This is a genomic window from Vibrio sp. QJM3NY_35 (assembly GCF_057785915.1).
The window spans coordinates 2,154,483-2,171,336 of sequence record NZ_CM173507.1 but is presented as its reverse complement, the minus strand read 5'-3'; the positions used below and the strand labels follow the sequence as shown (position 1 = coordinate 2,171,336).

The window sequence follows — 16,854 nt, the reverse complement described above, 5'->3', positions numbered from 1 at the left end:
CAAGATTAAGAGTAAGCAACATTTTGAATAATCTTAACTCTTAGGAATCTATAGCATCATGACAGAAACCCTCGTTTCTCCAATGCTCTCCTTTACTATTGCGATCTCATTACTGTTTATTGGTAAAGGTTTAATCGAGCGCTCTGAAGTATTAAGGAAGTACTCTTTACCAGAGCCAGTTATTGGTGGTTTTGTTTGTGCCGCTACCGTGGCTGCGCTTTATTATCTGTTTGAAATCCAGATCACTTTTAGCCTAGATGTCAGAGACTTTTTGCTACTTTACTTTTTTGCTGGTATTGGGCTTCAAGCGGATATTAAAACACTGATTAAAGGCGGGCGACCGTTGTTCATTCTATTGTTTCTTGCTGCCGTCTTTATCGTTCTGCAAAACGTGGTAGGGATGGCTGTAGCTTCTGGCTTTGGAATGGATCCTAAAGCGGGTTTGTTATCGGGCTCTGTTAGCTTAATCGGTGGCGTAGGTACAACGTTAGCGTGGGCGCCAATGTTTGTGGAAGAGTTTGGTATCGCTAACGCGCTAGAGCTAGGTGTGGCGTCAAATACGGTTGGTTTAATTGCTGCGTGTGTGATTGGTGGCCCGATTGCCAACTATCTACTCAATAAACACAAAGTGAGCCCTTCTAATGAAGAAGAGGTCACGGTTGGTGCATTCCAAGAAAGTGAAACAAAGACAGAGCTAAGCCACTACGGCGTTCTGTGGGCGTGGTTAATCCTAAACTTAACACTGATGCTGGGTTACAGCTTGAGTGAGGTTATCGACTCAATGGGCCTAAAACTGCCGTTATTCGTTAGCTGTTTGATCGCAGGTATCCTAATCGGAAACGTCGGTCGAGCACTGTTTAAGAAGCGTCGTACACAAGAGAAAATCGCTCAAGGCCGCAAAGGCTTAGCGATGATCTCTGACATCTGCTTAGGCATGTTCTTAACTATGGCATTGATGGGGTTGCGTATCTGGGATCTCGATGGACTGTTTGGCTATATCTCTGTTGTCATGAGTATCCAGATCTTGCTTTCGCTGTTGTTTACTGTGTTTGTCGTTTATTACTTGATGGGAAGAAACTACGACTCTGTGGTGATATGTTCAGGCTTCGGTGGTATCACTCTAGGCTCGACCGCAACAGCAATTGTGAACATGACGGCAGTAACTCATCGCTATGGCGCAAGCCCACAAGCATTCATTGTGGTGCCATTAGTGTGTGGTTTCTTTGTTGATTTGATCAACGCGCTAGTGATCAGTTTCTTTGTTGGTCTGTAGTGAAGTGACCGGTTATTAACTGCTTGAGGTTTACATCGGGATAATGATCACAAAGGCGATGACGAAAGTTGTCGCCTTTGTTTTATCGACAGCAAGCTAAAACACGTATATCAGCCTTTGATGTGATGTTTTGAAGTGACTCGGTGCACAAGTTAGTAAGCACAATTCCGATCTCGATAAATTGGGATACGTGTTCGCAGCAAATTTGTGAGACGCTTGATTAAGTGTCAGTTGAATCACAAGGAAGTTGAATGCACCACTTTAATCTCCGTGCGCTTGAGTATCTGAATGCGTTATCAAAATATGGGTCACTGCGTAAGGCATCTAAGATGATGAATGTTGACCCTGCGGCAATGAGTAGAATGCTGACGCAGCTTGAAGCACAAGCAGAAATGAAGGTGTGGGAACGCAACAATCGTCAATCACTGCTGACTGAGGCGGGCAACGAACTGTTGAATTACTACCGCTCCATTGTTCGCAGTGAAACGGCGGTGCTGGCTCGTCTAACTAAGTTGAAAAACCTAAAGGGCGGTAACGTTAGCATTGCGATTGGGGAAGGGTTTATTACTAACTTGGTCTCTAAACCGATGCAAACCTTCATGGCTCGATACCCTGATATCAATTTATCGATTGAGATAGCTGGTGCTTTAGATGCTGTGAAAATGTTGGAAGATCAACAGATCGATTTCGCGATCACCTATGCATCTGCACCGCACCCTAAACTCCATTCACACGTCGAGCGTAGTCACCCTCTAGAGCTTATTGCGCCAAAAGGGCACGTACTGACGACCCAAGAAGTACCAGTGACACTGCAAGATATTAAAGGTGCTTCTCTTGCCTTGATCGATAACTCGACCGGTATGGGGAGGCTCGTAAAGCAGGCCGAACAAATCTCCCACCTTACCTTGCAGCCAAAGCTTCAAACCAATTCGGTGACCGCACTGACTAACTTTGTTTTAGCTGGATTAGGCGTAACTTTTATGCCTAAGCTCACTGTGATCGATGAGATCAAGTCAGGACAGATTGAAGTGGTTGCGACCGAGTTGGAGATGCTATCGAAGGCGACGGTGAAAGTTCAATCTTTGAAAGGTCGCGCCCTCACGCTACAGGCCGAAACCTTGTTAGATTTCTTACTTGAAAATGCTACTTTCTTGAGTCATGACGCTTACAATATCTAGGCTTAATCGATTTATTTAGCGACGCCTCCCAAGTTCCCAAATACCGCCAATATCACAGTTTCAAACTGCCGAATTAGTTTTTAAGTAGAATTGACATTTTATCAACATCATCTCTATTGTTAAGTCAACACGTGCGGAATAAGTTACAAATCATTAACGAAACGAGTTTTAGACTGACAGCTGTGTTCGGCAGATTTTGGCCTTGTCGGACATTAGGGGAAGAGAATGGAAGTAATTGTGATTGGCAGCGGTGTTATTGGCTTGACCAGTGCTTGGTATCTGGCGAAAGAGGGCCACTCGGTGACGGTTATTGATCGTCAAGATAGTAGTGGCAAGGAAACCAGCTTTGCGAATGCTGGGCAGATTTCTTACGGTTATTCTTCACCATGGGCGGCGCCTGGGATTCCGTTGAAAGCAATGAAATGGCTTACCCAAGAGCACGCTCCCTTAAAGGTGAACCCGTCACTTTCTCCGGAATTAGTGGCTTGGGCGACTAAGATGTTGGCCAACTGTAACGAAGCCAAGTACGCCGTGAATAAGTCACGCATGTTAAGAGTGGCAAACTTCAGTCGAGAGTGTCTCACTCATCTAAGAATCAGTGAAGATTTGGCTTATGAGGGCAGGCAGAAAGGCACCTTGCAAGTATTCCGAAGCGAGAAGCAACTCGATGCGATTCAGCAGGATATGAAGCTATTAACAGAGAGTGGAATCAAACACTCGCTGTTTGATGTTGAGCAGTGTCTGTCAGTGGAGTCGGGTTTAGCGGACGTTAAAGACAAGCTGGTGGGCGGCTTATATTTACCTCATGATGAAACCGGTGATTGTCATCAGTTCTGTTTAGCGCTGACTGAGAAGGCCAAGCAACTTGGTGTTAGGTTCGTGTTTGATACTGAAGTGGTAAGTTTGAATCATCAGAATCAAAACATCGAGAGTATTACAACGTCTCAAGGTGTATTCAAAGCGGACGCTTACGTAGTTGCATCAGGCAGTTATTCTCGAGATCTGTTGAGACAAGTCGACTTATCTATCCCGGTTTATCCAGTCAAAGGTTATTCACTAACACTACCGATCGTGAATGTAGATAAGTCACCAACCTCGACTGTTATGGATGAAACCTACAAGGTCGCGATGACGCGATTTGATGATCGTATTCGCATTGCTGGTACGGCAGAGCTTGCTGGCTTCAATTATCTTATTCCTGAAAAACGTAAAGCCACGATTGATATGGTGATAAAAGATCTTTTCCCACTGGCGGGGGATTTCTCTAAGGCAGAATACTGGACTGGATTAAGGCCAATGACGCCGGATGGTACGCCTATAATCGGCGAGACGCCTATCAAGAATCTATTTACCAATACAGGCCATGGAACTCTAGGTTGGACAATGGCGTGTGGCTCAGGAAAGATCTTGGCAAGCGTGGTCAGTGGCTCAGCTAGTGATATTAAAACTGATGACTTGAGTATCCACCGATATATGTAAAAGCAAGCCGTTAGTTATCTTGCCTATGGCTTGATGATACCGACATTAGGAGCATAAAGCGGATACTCCTAATGTTGTAAATCTAGGTTCATGGTTTTAAGTCTCCTCTATTTATAATCACGAGATGAATTGAGACTTAAATGACCTTAGCTCTGGCGGTAGCTCCTTATTTACGAGGTTAATAGCTTTACGATGTTCTAATCCAATGGATCTCACTACGTCCCCAAAATGTTGGTTAAAAAATAGCTCGAACTGACCAGTGAGTTTGTAGTCTTGCAGTTTGTCATCCAGTAATTGAGCTAGTTGTGTTTTGTCTGGGTGGACATAGAAGACCAGTGGGAGAGGGTAATAAAGGTAAGCGCTCCATAAACCCCGCATTCTAATCGCCTAACACGAATAATAAGATCAAGTCTCCAACCATGAGGAGATTTGAAATGGGAAAACGACACACTAAACAAGAATGGCAAACGCTTATCGAACAATCTGAATCGAGTTCATTGTCAACGATCGCATTCTGTAAGCTCAATGAACTCAATCCCTCAACGTTTTATGCTAAGCGCCAACAACTCAAAAAAGCGGATGTATCTCAAGGCTTTGTCCGAGCAGAGGTCGTCGAAAAGACAACGAAATACCAAGCTCAAATAGCAACCGCTAACATGACCCTTCTCGTCAATGATGTTGAGCTGAGTATTCCTCAAGGCACGCCTGCAACCTACCTAGCAGAGCTCATCGGGGCGCTGTCATGAAACGCATGCTGAGCGCACCAGACATTTATCTGTATCGTGAGAGCGTCGATTTTAGAAAGTCCATCAATGGCCTCGCTGCAATTATCGAAAGTGACACCGATTTACCCTTGGGGAGTGGCGCACTGTTCCTGTTCACCAACAAACAGCGCGACAAAATCAAAGTGTTGTACTGGGATAAAACAGGCTTCGCCCTGTGGTATAAGCGCCTCGAAAAAGCCAAGTACAAGTGGCCATCAAAAGAGAAAAATCAGGTATTTACCTTGACTCAATTTGAGCTTGATAGGCTGCTTTCTGGCTTCACAATTATCGGCCATAAACCTGTCACAATAAACGATTTTACAATGACTTAAACGATAATAAAGCCTTATCCACCAAGCGTTAACGGCACGATTTTAGTATAATCAATGTCATGAAAAAGACACTAAATATCGACCCAGAAAGTCAAGATATTGCCGAGCTACAAGCGATGGTGAAAGCACTGATGCTCTCGAATGAGCAGAAGGAATCACAATGGCAACAAGAGCGTCAATCGCTGCTTGAACAACTCAAGCTTGCCTTCGACCGTCAATTCGCGAAACGCTCGGAGGCGTTAAAGCCTTACGATGAATCTCAAGGAGATCTCTTCAACGAAGTGGAATGTGAAGCCGCTAAGGAAGAAGAGGTTGAGGTCACGACCACGACCACGACCATAACGAAGAAGCGTGGTAAACGTAAACCACTTCCAACGACCTTGCCTCGAGAGGTTATCGAACTCGATTTAGACGACCATGAAAAGCAGTGTTCATGCTGCAATCATAACCTACATAAAATCGGCGAAGACCGCAGTGAGAAATTAGAGTTCACACCAGCAGTGCTTAAAGTGCTGGAATATGTCCGCCCTAAATATGCGTGCCGCGAGTGCGAGAAAACAAAAGACAATAGCCGCATCGTTCAAAAGCCAGCCCCGCAGAGTCTTATCCCTAAGAGCTTCGCGACAGAAAGCTTGCTTGCCAATATCATTCTGGGTAAATACCAATACGCGATGCCACTTTATCGGCAAGAGTCGCTGTTTACCCAGTCGGGTATCGAGCTATCACGCACCACCATGGCAAGGTGGATTATCCAAGTCAGTGAGAAGTTCGAACCTTTATATGAAGCGCTGAAAGACCATCTTCTTCAACAAGTAGTGGTTCAAGCGGATGAAACGCCGCTTAATGTGCTCAAAGAAGAGAAACAGTGTTACATGTGGCTCTACTGCTCGGGCGCCGACTCACCCGAAGCCGCACTACCGAATATGAAAAATATCGCCTTGTACGACTACCAAAACAGTCGCGCGAGGGCGTGTCCCGTGGACTTTTTAGGTGACTACAACGGTTATCTACAAACCGATGGCTACGCGGCTTATGATGGTCTGCATCACGTCACCAATGTAGGGTGCTTAGCGCATGCTCGTCGCAAGTTCATGGATGCGAAGAAGCTTCAAGGGAAAGGTAAATCAGGCAAGGCTGATAAGGCGCTGGCTAAAATCCAAAAACTCTACGGGATAGAATCACGCTTAAAAGGTGCGCCTGCCCAAGAGCGAAAAGCAGAGCGTCAAGCGTATGCCAAACCGATACTGGATGAACTTTACGAATGGATGACGACCCAGAAAGTGATAGGCTCTAGTGCACTAGGTAAAGCGATAAAATATACGCTCGGACAATGGCCAAAGCTCATTCGTTATATCGACGATGGTCACTTATCTATCGATAATAATCGCGCTGAACGCGCAATTAAACCGCTGGTCATTGGCAGAAAAAATTGGTTGTTCTCTGACACACCAAACGGTGCTGGTGCGAGCGCGATGCTTTACAGCATCGTCGAGACCGCGAAAGCCAACGGACTTATCCTCTACGACTATCTGGTCAAGTGCATGAAAGAGTTGGCGAAAGCAGAGCCTGATATCGACGCACTCCTACCTTGGAACTTCAAACATTAGTAATATCGCCCCGTGGGTTCATGGGGCGGATACTAATAAAGCACAATACTTTTTTCTATGACTAACCCATCCAGGGAATAGGTATGTTCTTGGTATATGCTTTTAACTTCATTAGCTCCTAGTGACACATAATCACACTTTTTATCTGAGAGAAGTTTAAGAATCTCTAGTAACGTTCCTTGCTCTAGTACCCGATATCCATTTGCTCTAAACAGCTCAGCATCAGCCCATGTCGCAGGAATTCCAGCGATAAGTGATTTCAGTTTATTGCTGTTGATATTATGGAATGTGGGTTGATCTTGCTCCCTAATTATCAGGATACGGTGTCCTAATAAGCCTTTACAAATTGGAGAGTTGAGTTTGATTGCAGGCTTATCAGCAAATTTACGGTTTCCCGCCACCGTGACGAGTACATCATAATTCTTGCGGAATATATTTCCTTCATCCTCAGCTCTTGGAAAGTCTGTATTATCGCTGTGAACGACAATAGGTTCGTTCGGATCCCAATTCAACAAGCTATGAATTAGCTCCAACTCATAGTGCTGTCTTTTACCTGATTTATTGCCATTCCAAAAGTTAAACATAGTTGTCCTAAAGGGGAACTTACATTTTATGGCTGGTATGCTGACATAGGTTTAGTGATCAAGAAAGCGCTTTCTTTTGTTTTTGAGGGAATCATACATAGATACAGTCTATGTATGTTGAGAATCGCGACGGAAAGGCTATTTTAAAGAAAGCACATAAGTTCATTGATGGGTGAGAGGTTCGACGATTAGGAAAGACGATGGGGGGCACTATTAGTGAGTTTTAACTTATTGTTTTTAAATTATTTTTCGTGTTAGCGAACAATTAATGTGACGAATGGCACTGTTGTGTATTTCTATTCTCAATCTATTCTAAATTTGTGATCTATGGTTCGTTTCACCGAAATGTAAGTTGAAGAATCACTCTATCGGCTTATTATCCATCTAAAGAAAGCGGTTTCTTGATGCGAGTAACCGATAGTGAATCGAAAACCCCCCCCTTTTTTTAAAGTTAAAAGAAAGCGCTTTCTTTCTGGTTATTATCATTAAAAGGACAACGTGATGCACAAAAAGACATTGATTGCTTCGCTCGCCATTGGAGCTTTATTCGGAGCCTCTGTACAAGCAGATGAAGTTAAGCAGGGTGGTACACTAACGGTGCCAATTATCAATACTGGCTTTGTTGAAAACTTTAACCCTTATACAACTAAAGACTTACTGCATGGGGTAATGTTTGAGCCATTGGTCGTATTCAACAACATGACAGGTGATGTTGATTATCGCCTGGCTGAGTCGGTTGAGTATTCAACTGACCTGAAAACATTGACGCTTAAGTTACGAGAGAATTTGAAGTGGTCTGATGGTTCAAAGTTAACAGCAGACGACGTTGTTTTTAGCTTTATGTTGACTAAAGAGGCACCAGCTTTTGACCAGAAAGGTATTTGGTCTTCAGGTAATTTAAAAGAAATCAAATCTATTGACGCGCGAACCGTCGTGTTTGAGCTGACGGAAGCGGATTCTACATTTGCTTGGAACTTAGAGCGTTACCATATTGTACCAAAGCATGTTTGGTCGAAAGTTGAAGAGCTGACAACGTTTACCAACCTTAACCCGGTAGGTAGTGGTCCAATGACGACGGTTAAATACATTAAACCGCAACAGATGGAGCTGTGCCGAAACCCAAATTACTATTTAGAAAATAGACCTTATTTAGATTGCATCAACTTCCGTTCTTACAATGACAACTCTCAGATCCAACCTGCCTTAATCAAAGGTGAGATTGATTGGGGTTCAAATTTTATTGCTGACGTTGAGTCAACATTTGTCGATATGGATAAAGAAAATAACCATTTTTGGTATCCAGCAAATGATGCGATCCACCTTTACGTAAATACCAAAGAAGCGCCATTTGATGACTTAAGAGTACGCCAAGCACTTTCTATGGCACTTGATCGTGAAACCATCGTTGATATTGCTGCCTACGGTTATCCGACCGCAAACTTCAATGTTGGTGGCATCGGTGAGCTATACGAAACGCACATTGATAAAAATGTATCTAAGAAATATGGCTATCTAACTAAGTACGATGTTGAAAGAGCAAACGCTTTACTTGATGAAGCGGGTTTAGTTGACAAAAACGGTGATGGATTCCGCGACAAAGCAAACGGGGAAACGGTTGAGTTTGATATTGAGGTGGTAAACGGTTGGACCGACTGGATCCAAGTGGTTCAGATGGTATCTGAATACTTTGAAGAAGTGGGTGTGAAAGCAAACGTTAAGACCGTGGATTGGGCGGTATATGACAGCAATTTGAAAGAAAGCAAATATACCATGTCAATTAACTGGTCAATGGTAGCGACAAACCCAATCTTGGCGTACCAAGAGTACTTCTCAACGTCTCGAATCGGAAAAACTTGGCATGCTGGTCACGGTGTTAATTCACCAGAAATCGACGCATTGATCGACAGCTTCGGCAAAATTGGTGATGCAGAGCAGCAAGAGAAAGTGTTGAGTGAACTTCAGGAGTTTACCGCTGAAAACCTTCCCTTTATCCCTCTATTTTCTAACCCAACTTGGTTCCAATACAGTACTAAACATATTGTTGGTTGGCCAAGTGAAAAAGACCCATACGTACAGCCAGTATGGTACGACGGTGGTAAGAGAGTAATTATTCTCAACAATCTACACCTTAAGTAAGTTATTTTTGAGAGGGCTACAGCTTAGGTTGTAGCCCCTAGGTTAAAAGATTTTTATGTCGTTTTTAATGCGCCGATTTGGCTTCTATTTTACCGCTTTCTTAATCGCTATATCGTTTAATTTCATGTTGCCTCGCCTAATGCCAGGTGACCCTGTTGATGCTCTTTTCGCTGCAGCTCAAGGTCGAATGGATCCTGCTCAAATGGATGCTGTTCGAGAAATGTACGGTTTTGTTGATGGCAATGTTTTCGAACAGTACTTCGCTTATATGAAAAGCGTATTTACTCTGGATTTGGGGCCATCAGTACTTATGTTTCCTGTAAGTGTCTCAGATGTCCTTGCTATGGCACTGCCGTGGACTATGTTTCTCGCGCTTGGTTCGCTGATTGTCGCTCTCATCATTGGTGTCAGTATTGGTACGTATGCATCGTATCGACGTGAAGGGCTATTTGGACAAATTGTTCCGCCAGTTTTGGCATTTATTAGTAATTTCCCGTACATCGTGACCGCGTTACTGTTGTTCTATTTCTTCGGTTTAAAACTTGAACTATTGCCTTTGGCATACACCTATGACCCATCGTTAGAGCCAGGTTTTACATGGGAGTTTATTTCCAGTGTGGCCAAACACGCTGTGTTGCCTATGGGCTCAATGGTCTTGGTTGGTATCGCAACATGGGTCTTCAATATGCGTAATGCGATGATCAACGTGTTGGGTGAGGATTACGTAACGATGGCAGAGGCCAAAGGCTTGAGTAGTTATCGTGTTATGTATCGCTATGCTGGTCGAAATGCCATCCTTCCTGTTGCGACCGCTATTGCAATGGCAATCGGATTCTCATTCGCAGGTTCAATCATGACCGAAGTGGTTTTTAACTACCAAGGCTTGGGGAACATCCTTCTTAAAGGCATCGTTGCTCGTGATTACCCACTTATCCAAGCCATTCTTCTTATCTTGGTGACAGCGGTACTAACCGCTAACTTTATTGCCGACCTCCTATATGTCTGGCTTGACCCTAGAATCTCGAATTGAGGCGCATGATGGATAATTTAATGGACACTCAAAAAACCGCTAACCAGCCGAATATGCCAGTACGTGAGCCAAAATGGTCGTGGAAAAACGTAAAGAAAACTCTCGGTAAAGCTTACGCATTTTTCTACGGTAACCCCCCGGCCATTATAGGTACTTTTTTACTTACGATTGTCTTAGCCGGGGCGTTATTTGCACCTGTATTATCGACTCATAACCCAGAAAAGCGCGTAGCACGTCCACATGTTGCACCAAGCTCTGAGCATATTATGGGCACGACTCGTAGCGGACGTGATGTATATAGCCAGGTTCTATTTGGAGCAAGAAAGTCGCTTACTGTTGCGATCTCTGCGGGCGTAATAGCCATGACAATAGCAGTGCTAGTTGGGGTTTCATCTGGTTACTTTGGTGGAAAAGTCGATGAACGCTTGAACTTCATTACTAACGTATTTCTTGTGTTTCCACAATTACCCTTGCTGATTGTTCTCGCCGCATTCTTAGGGCAGGTCGGTTCGCTGGTTATTACCGTGTTGTTAGGGATAACCTCCTGGCCTTGGGGGGCTAGGGTGATTCGTGCACAGACCATGGCAATTAGAAGCAAAGAGTTCATCATTTCTGCAGAGGTGATGGGGGAATCAAAAATCCGCATTATTTTAGTCGAGATCTTACCAAACTTAGTTTCGATTGTTTTTGGTGGCTTCCTAGGCACGGTTATCTACGCAATGGGCTCCGAAGCTGGTCTAGGTATTTTAGGTTTAGGTGATGCAACAGAGGTGAGTTGGGGCTCTATGTTGTATTGGGCACAGACCTCTTCATCGTTATATACCGGTGCATGGTGGGAAATGCTGGTGCCTGCACTAGCGTTAGCGATTACTGGTGGTGGACTCGCATTGATTAACATGTCTATTGACCAAGTGAGCAACCCTAAATTACGTACGGGCCCACACATCAAACTGTGGCACAAACTTAAAAAAGAAGCAGATAAACGCCGAGGCCTATAATGAGCAATCTATTAGAAATTAATAACCTGTGTGTTGATTACGTTTCTCCTAATGGCGTAGCAAGAGCCGTTAATGACGTTAGTATTTCCATTGCGCCCGGTGAAACGCTCGGTATTGCCGGTGAATCTGGTTGCGGTAAAAGTACATTGGCTTTTGCTATATCACGCTTACATAAAGCACCAGCGCTTATCTCTGAGGGTGAAATACTCTACAAAGGGCAGGATGTTTTAAAGATGAATAACAAGCAGCTACGTGACTTCCGTTGGAATGACGTTTCTATTGTTTTTCAAAGCGCAATGAATTCACTTAATCCCGTTATTACCATCGGTGAGCAGCTAACGGACGTTATTCTAGCGCACAAAAAAATACCTTATAAACAGGCTCACGATCGTGCGGTCGAGCTGTTAGGAACTGTTGGGATTCATGGCGATAGAATGTCGAGCTTTCCCCATCAACTGAGTGGAGGGATGCGTCAGCGAGTTGTTATTGCGATTGCTTTGGCGCTGGAACCTAAATTGATCATCATGGATGAGCCAACAACGGCACTTGATGTGGTGGTCGAACGTGAAATCTTGAATGAACTGTATGAGCTGAAGAGTAAGTTTGGATTCTCTATTCTGTTTATTAGTCACGACTTAAGCCTAATGGGCGAAATTGCTGATCGAATTGGCGTGATGTATGCGGGTAACCTTATCGAATTAGGTGATGCGAAAACGGTATTTAGTGAACCTAAGCATCCTTATACAAAAGGGCTTATCTCTTCATTTCCGACTATTCATGGGCCAAAAGAACGTCTCTACGGGATCCCTGGGAATCCTGTCAACCTTTTGGATACACCTCAAGGGTGTAACTTCCAAGAGCGATGTGGCGAATGCATCTCAATGTGCATTAAAAGTGAGCCTCGTTTGGGCGCTATTGCGACCGGGCATCACGTATCTTGTCACCTAGTTTGAGCGAAAGATTATGAATACTTTAAAGAACGTTGATAAAAGCGAAGTTATCTTATCAGTTAAGAATTTGGTAAAAGATTTCCCACTTGGCCAGTCAGTCAAAAGCAATATGATGCGAGCCGTAAATGATGTTTCATTTGATCTACGTAAAGGAGAAGCATTAGCGATTGTTGGTGAATCTGGCTCAGGGAAAAGCACAGGAGCTCGAATTCTTACCCGAATTTACGATAAGACGGCTGGAGATATCGAATTCAAAGGTGAGCCTCTGTCTGACTATATTGAAAAATATGGTGAGCTTGAATATGCACGCCAAGTGCAAATGATTTTTCAAGACCCGTTTGGCTCGCTGAATCCTGTACACACGATTTACCACCATATTGCGCGACCTTTACTTATCCATAAACGGGCAGAAAAAGAAGCGATTCCGAACCTTGTTTATGAATTGCTTGAAATGGTTGGGCTAACACCAGTTAAAGAGACCGCAGAGAAGTACCCGCATGAACTAAGTGGTGGACAACGACAGCGTGTCGCAATTGCACGTGCAATTGCTGTTAGCCCGGAAGTTATCCTAGCTGATGAACCTATCTCTATGCTTGATGTGTCTGTGCGATTAGGAATCCTAAACCTAATGGCTGACTTGAAAGATAAGCATGGTATTTCGTTCATGTACATCACTCATGACATTGCGACGGCGCGTTATTTTGCTGAGAAAACGGCGGTGATGTATGTAGGACATATGGTCGAATGGGGCAATAGCGACAACGTCACTCAGAACCCGCAACATCCGTATTCTCAGTTGTTGTTGTCAGCTGTGCCAGAAGTCGGTAAATCGGGCAAGCGTGACATGAACGTGAAAAAAGGCGATATCCCTTCTTGGAAGCCAAGTAGCGTAGGTTGCCCGTTCGCAAGCCGTTGTATGAAAGCTGACAAACTTTGCACGCAATCAATACCAGAACCGACTCAAATTGCAGAAGAGCATTTTGCTCGTTGTCATCATTTGTAAACTTTAAATCCTTTTTGAAACGCAAAAGAAAGCGCTTTCAAAACTTAAGTGTAAGAATTTTTGGAATTTTGATATGAAACAAGACTACAACTTAACACCAGAGGTCGATGGCAAGTTCGTTGATTTAGATGGTGAGCGTTACTACCAAATCTCTAATGTTGACCAAATGACGCCATTCTTTATTAGCGTTGTATCGTCGAGCGATCACTGGTTATTTATTTCATCAACAGGCAGCCTTTCAGCTGGACGCATTCGTCCGGAAAATGCGCTTTTTCCTTACAAGTCTGTTGACCATATTCATGAAAATGCGGAAAACACCGGCTCAAAATCCATCTTCCGTATTGAACATGGCGACAAGGTTGTACTCTGGGAACCGTTTAATACATTCCATGATGGTATTTTTGATGTTGAACGCAATCTTTATAAAAATACGATTGGAGACAAAATCGTATTTGAAGAGATAAACCATACTTTGCAACTACAGTTCCAATACAGCTGGAATACGAGTGAAAAATACGGATTTATTCGTCGTTCAAAACTGACCAATCTAGCGAGCTTCGAGCGTAAAGTCGAAGCACTAGATGGCTTACAAAATATACTTCCTTCAGGTGCTCCGTTATCAGCTCTTCAAACAAGAAGTGCATTAGTTGATGCGTACAAGTGGAATGAACAAGTTGATGGTAGTTCATTGGCTCTGTTCAGCATGTACGCGAAATTGAGTGATAGAGCCGACCCTGCTGAATCTTTGCTAGCGACGACAGTCTTCAGCTTAGAAACGGAAAGCAGCCAAATTTTATTGACGAGTGCTCAAGTTAATGCGTTCAGAAAAGGTCGAGCGGTTAAAAGTGAACCTTTAACGAAAGGGATTAGAGGAAGTTATTTAGTTCATAAGTCTCTGACGCTGCGAGCACATCAAACCAAAGTTTGGTCGATTGTCGCTGATATAGACAAGACTCATTCCGATATCTGTCAGCTTCAATCTGAGCTCTCTGTTCCTGCTAACCTAGCACTAGCTTTAGAAAAGAGCATTGCAGATAATCAAAATGAATTAATCACATTAATGTCTGGTGCGGATGCGTGGCAAATAACAGCCGAAGAAAATACCAGCGTTCACCATTATGCCAATGTGTTGTTCAATAACATGCGTGGTGGCGTGTTTGAAAACGGCTATATGTTAGAAAAGGCTGACGTAGTTAAAACTATGGAAAAGGCCAACTCTCAGGTAGCAGGCCGCCATCAAGACTTTTTTGATCAGTTAGGGGATGTTTTCAGCCATTCCGAATTAGTTTCGCGCGCTAAAGCGACAGGAGATTCTCAATTAGTTCGATTGAGCTACGAGTATCTACCGCTTACTTTTGGACGTCGTCATGGTGACCCTAGTCGCCCTTGGAACCACTATGAGATTAAGCTCAAAGATGAAAATGGCGAACGCTTACTTTCTTATCAAGGCAACTGGCGTGATATTTTCCAAAACTGGGAAGCGATGGCTCTTAGTTATCCAGGGTTCATCAAATCATTCATCTCTAAGTTTGTTAATGCTTCAACGGTAGATGGCTACAATCCGTATCGAATTACTAAAGATGGTGTAGATTGGGAGCTGTTAGAGGCGGATGATCCTTGGAGTAACATTGGTTACTGGGGCGATCATCAAATCATTTATCTATTAAAATTCCTTGAGTTGGCAGACAAATTTGAGCAAAGCGATCTTATCGAATTACTAGAAAGTGACATTTTTAGTTATGCCAACGTGCCTTACGAGCTTTGTGGAGTTCAAGGTCTCTTTGATAACCCTAAAGATACCGTAGAGTTCAACCAAGACTTGCAGGAATTGACAGAGCAACGTGTCAAGAGTTTAGGCAGTGACGGTCGTTTGTTGATGACGGGTGACCAAGAAGTTTATATGGTCAACTTAATGGAGAAGATACTCGTCCCTTTATTGGCGAAATTGAGTAACTTAGTGCTTGATGGTGGTATTTGGCTCAATACGCAACGTCCAGAATGGAATGATGCAAACAACGCTATCGTTGGTAACGGTCTGTCAATGGTAACCTTGTACTACATGCGTCGCTATGTTGCCTTTATGCAGCGCCTGTTAGAGAAGTCACCATCTTCATACAGTATTTCCAAAGAAGTGTTTGAGTGGATGTCTTCTGTTACACAGATCGTTTCAGAGGCAAATACAGAGATTCGTCAAGATACGGTCACTCGTCAAACTCGTAAAGCAATGCTGACTAAGCTGGCTAAATCCGCTGCTAATTATCGTGAGCGCGTGTACCGAGTAAATGGATTCTCAGGGAAAACGAAAGTTGAGAAAGAAGCGATTGTTCAATTGATGGGCGCGAGCTTAAAAGTCCTAGATTCTACGATTGCAAACAACTTGCGTGAAGACGGTTTATACAATGCGTATAACATCTTGAGTTGTTCTGGTGAGAGCTTGATGGTTGAAGAGCTTTACCCGATGCTAGAAGGGCAAGTTGCAGTATTAAGTTCGGGTCTATTATCACCTAAACAAGCGGTTGAGTTGTTGGATAAATTGTTTGCCAGTGACATGTATCGTGCTGATCAAAACAGCTTCATGCTTTACCCTGACCGTGAGCTGGCTTCATTTATGGACAAAAACTGTTTAGACGCTAAAGACATTGATCAGAGCAAGTTGTTAAGCATGATGGTTGTTGCCAAAGATAACCGATTAGTAAACCAAGACAGCAAAGGTTCTTACCACTTCAATTCAAGTTTTGAGAACAAAGGTTTCCTTCAGACTGCGATTGATGAAATTAAAGCCGATTACCCGTCAATTAGTGATGATGAATTTTGTCATGTATCTAGTTTGTATGAGCGTGTATTCAACCATAAAGCCTTTACTGGACGTTCGGGAACCATGTTTGGTTATGAAGGTTTAGGTTGTATCTATTGGCATATGGTTTCTAAGTTGCTGCTAGCTGTGCAAGAAAACTATCAGCATGCTTGGAGTATGGATTCTAATAGCCAGGAAACTCTTAAATTAGCGGATTACTATTACAAAGTGAGAGCTGGTATTGGTTTCAACAAAACGCCGGAAAACTACGGTGCGTTTCCGACGGATCCGTATTCTCATACGCCAAAGCACTCTGGAGCACAGCAGCCAGGGATGACAGGGCAAGTTAAGGAAGAAGTGATTACCCGTTTTGGCGAGCTAGGTCTAGAGGTCGTTGATGGAACAATTGTAATTAACCCTTCACTTCTTAGTCCTAAAGAGTTCTTACAAAAAGCGGCGACTTTTGACTGCCAAAATATTGAAGGACAAATGCAGAGCTTTATTGTTCAGGCTGGGCAACTGGCTTTTACTTACTGTCAGGTACCATTTATTTACCAACTCAATGATGAGCCAACACAGGGTATTGAAGTTCAGTTTAAAGACGGAACAAGTGAGGCATTTGCATCGTTAACGCTAAATCATGAAATGGCTTCACAGCTCTTTTCTCGTAGTGGTCTCATTGAGAAAGTCGTTGTCGTGTTCTCAAAGCACCAGTTACTCTAATTC

General features: G+C 43.5%; 13 protein-coding genes. 12 read left to right on the top strand and 1 reads right to left on the bottom strand.

All coding sequences use genetic code 11. From position 1 onward, the window contains the following. The first annotated feature begins 58 nt into the window (after window positions 1–58). From gltS to tnpC, 6 genes are all read left to right on the top strand, one after another. Window positions 59–1,273: a sodium/glutamate symporter gene (gene gltS / locus AC3CH3_RS09745; protein WP_488537058.1), complete on the top strand. Its 1,215-nt coding sequence runs from the start codon at window positions 59–61 to the stop codon at window positions 1,271–1,273. 251 nt (window positions 1,274–1,524) lie between these two features. After that, window positions 1,525–2,451: a LysR family transcriptional regulator gene (locus AC3CH3_RS09740; RefSeq protein WP_019821060.1), complete on the top strand. Its 927-nt coding sequence runs from the start codon at window positions 1,525–1,527 to the stop codon at window positions 2,449–2,451. Between the two features lie 225 nt (window positions 2,452–2,676). Continuing rightward, window positions 2,677–3,930: a D-amino acid dehydrogenase gene (locus tag AC3CH3_RS09735; protein WP_488537057.1), complete on the top strand. Its 1,254-nt coding sequence runs from the start codon at window positions 2,677–2,679 to the stop codon at window positions 3,928–3,930. 434 nt (window positions 3,931–4,364) lie between these two features. After that, window positions 4,365–4,676, top strand: a complete 312-nt coding sequence (gene tnpA, locus AC3CH3_RS09730; protein ID WP_488537056.1) for an IS66 family insertion sequence element accessory protein TnpA — start codon at window positions 4,365–4,367, stop codon at window positions 4,674–4,676. Next, window positions 4,673–5,026: an IS66 family insertion sequence element accessory protein TnpB gene (gene tnpB / locus AC3CH3_RS09725; RefSeq protein ID WP_261893880.1), complete on the top strand. Its 354-nt coding sequence runs from the start codon at window positions 4,673–4,675 to the stop codon at window positions 5,024–5,026. The genes tnpA and tnpB overlap by 4 nt, the downstream gene beginning before the upstream one ends. A gap of 59 nt (window positions 5,027–5,085) precedes the next feature. Beyond that, complete coding sequence (gene tnpC / locus AC3CH3_RS09720; RefSeq protein WP_488537055.1) at window positions 5,086–6,633, top strand: IS66 family transposase; 1,548 nt, start codon at window positions 5,086–5,088, stop codon at window positions 6,631–6,633. Between the two features lie 32 nt (window positions 6,634–6,665). Here tnpC and AC3CH3_RS09715 read toward each other — a convergent pair whose 3' ends face one another. Next, complete coding sequence (locus AC3CH3_RS09715) at window positions 6,666–7,217, bottom strand: ABC transporter substrate-binding protein (protein WP_488537054.1); 552 nt, start codon at window positions 7,215–7,217, stop codon at window positions 6,666–6,668. 501 nt (window positions 7,218–7,718) lie between these two features. On the opposite strand from AC3CH3_RS09715, the gene AC3CH3_RS09710 reads away from it, so the two are divergent. The 6 genes from AC3CH3_RS09710 (at window position 7,719) to AC3CH3_RS09685 (ending at window position 16,851) form a co-directional block, all read left to right on the top strand. Further along, complete coding sequence (locus AC3CH3_RS09710) at window positions 7,719–9,353, top strand: ABC transporter substrate-binding protein (RefSeq protein WP_488537053.1); 1,635 nt, start codon at window positions 7,719–7,721, stop codon at window positions 9,351–9,353. Between the two features lie 55 nt (window positions 9,354–9,408). Beyond that, on the top strand, window positions 9,409–10,383 hold the full coding sequence (locus tag AC3CH3_RS09705) for an ABC transporter permease (protein ID WP_019821068.1): 975 nt from the start codon (window positions 9,409–9,411) through the stop codon (window positions 10,381–10,383). A gap of 20 nt (window positions 10,384–10,403) precedes the next feature. Beyond that, window positions 10,404–11,381: an ABC transporter permease gene (locus tag AC3CH3_RS09700; RefSeq protein WP_019821070.1), complete on the top strand. Its 978-nt coding sequence runs from the start codon at window positions 10,404–10,406 to the stop codon at window positions 11,379–11,381. Beyond that, window positions 11,381–12,334 carry an ABC transporter ATP-binding protein gene (locus AC3CH3_RS09695; protein ID WP_019821072.1) on the top strand — a complete coding sequence of 318 codons (954 nt, stop codon included), beginning with the start codon at window positions 11,381–11,383 and terminating at the stop codon, window positions 12,332–12,334. Before AC3CH3_RS09700 ends, AC3CH3_RS09695 begins: the two co-directional genes overlap by 1 nt. 10 nt (window positions 12,335–12,344) lie before the next feature. Beyond that, window positions 12,345–13,334, top strand: a complete 990-nt coding sequence (locus AC3CH3_RS09690) for an ABC transporter ATP-binding protein (RefSeq protein WP_017071889.1) — start codon at window positions 12,345–12,347, stop codon at window positions 13,332–13,334. Between the two features lie 73 nt (window positions 13,335–13,407). Further along, a complete protein-coding gene (locus AC3CH3_RS09685) occupies window positions 13,408–16,851 on the top strand; it encodes a hypothetical protein (protein ID WP_019821075.1) in 3,444 nt (1,147 codons plus the stop codon). Window positions 16,852–16,854 lie beyond the last annotated feature (3 nt).

Excerpts from the sequence above, each read along its gene's own strand:
- AC3CH3_RS09705 (WP_019821068.1), top strand. The coding sequence starts at position 9,409 with ATGTCGTTTTTAATGCGCCGATTTGGCTTCTATTTTACCGCTTTCTTA.
- AC3CH3_RS09695 (WP_019821072.1), top strand. The coding sequence starts at position 11,381 with ATGAGCAATCTATTAGAAATTAATAACCTGTGTGTTGATTACGTTTCT.
- tnpA (WP_488537056.1), top strand. The coding sequence starts at position 4,365 with ATGGGAAAACGACACACTAAACAAGAATGGCAAACGCTTATCGAACAA.
- AC3CH3_RS09740 (WP_019821060.1), top strand. The coding sequence starts at position 1,525 with ATGCACCACTTTAATCTCCGTGCGCTTGAGTATCTGAATGCGTTATCA.
- AC3CH3_RS09710 (WP_488537053.1), top strand. The coding sequence starts at position 7,719 with ATGCACAAAAAGACATTGATTGCTTCGCTCGCCATTGGAGCTTTATTC.
- AC3CH3_RS09715 (WP_488537054.1), bottom strand. The coding sequence starts at position 7,217 with ATGTTTAACTTTTGGAATGGCAATAAATCAGGTAAAAGACAGCACTAT.
- AC3CH3_RS09700 (WP_019821070.1), top strand. The coding sequence starts at position 10,404 with ATGGACACTCAAAAAACCGCTAACCAGCCGAATATGCCAGTACGTGAG.
- AC3CH3_RS09735 (WP_488537057.1), top strand. The coding sequence starts at position 2,677 with ATGGAAGTAATTGTGATTGGCAGCGGTGTTATTGGCTTGACCAGTGCT.
- tnpC (WP_488537055.1), top strand. The coding sequence starts at position 5,086 with ATGAAAAAGACACTAAATATCGACCCAGAAAGTCAAGATATTGCCGAG.
- AC3CH3_RS09690 (WP_017071889.1), top strand. The coding sequence starts at position 12,345 with ATGAATACTTTAAAGAACGTTGATAAAAGCGAAGTTATCTTATCAGTT.
- AC3CH3_RS09685 (WP_019821075.1), top strand. The coding sequence starts at position 13,408 with ATGAAACAAGACTACAACTTAACACCAGAGGTCGATGGCAAGTTCGTT.
- tnpB (WP_261893880.1), top strand. The coding sequence starts at position 4,673 with ATGAAACGCATGCTGAGCGCACCAGACATTTATCTGTATCGTGAGAGC.
- gltS (WP_488537058.1), top strand. The coding sequence starts at position 59 with ATGACAGAAACCCTCGTTTCTCCAATGCTCTCCTTTACTATTGCGATC.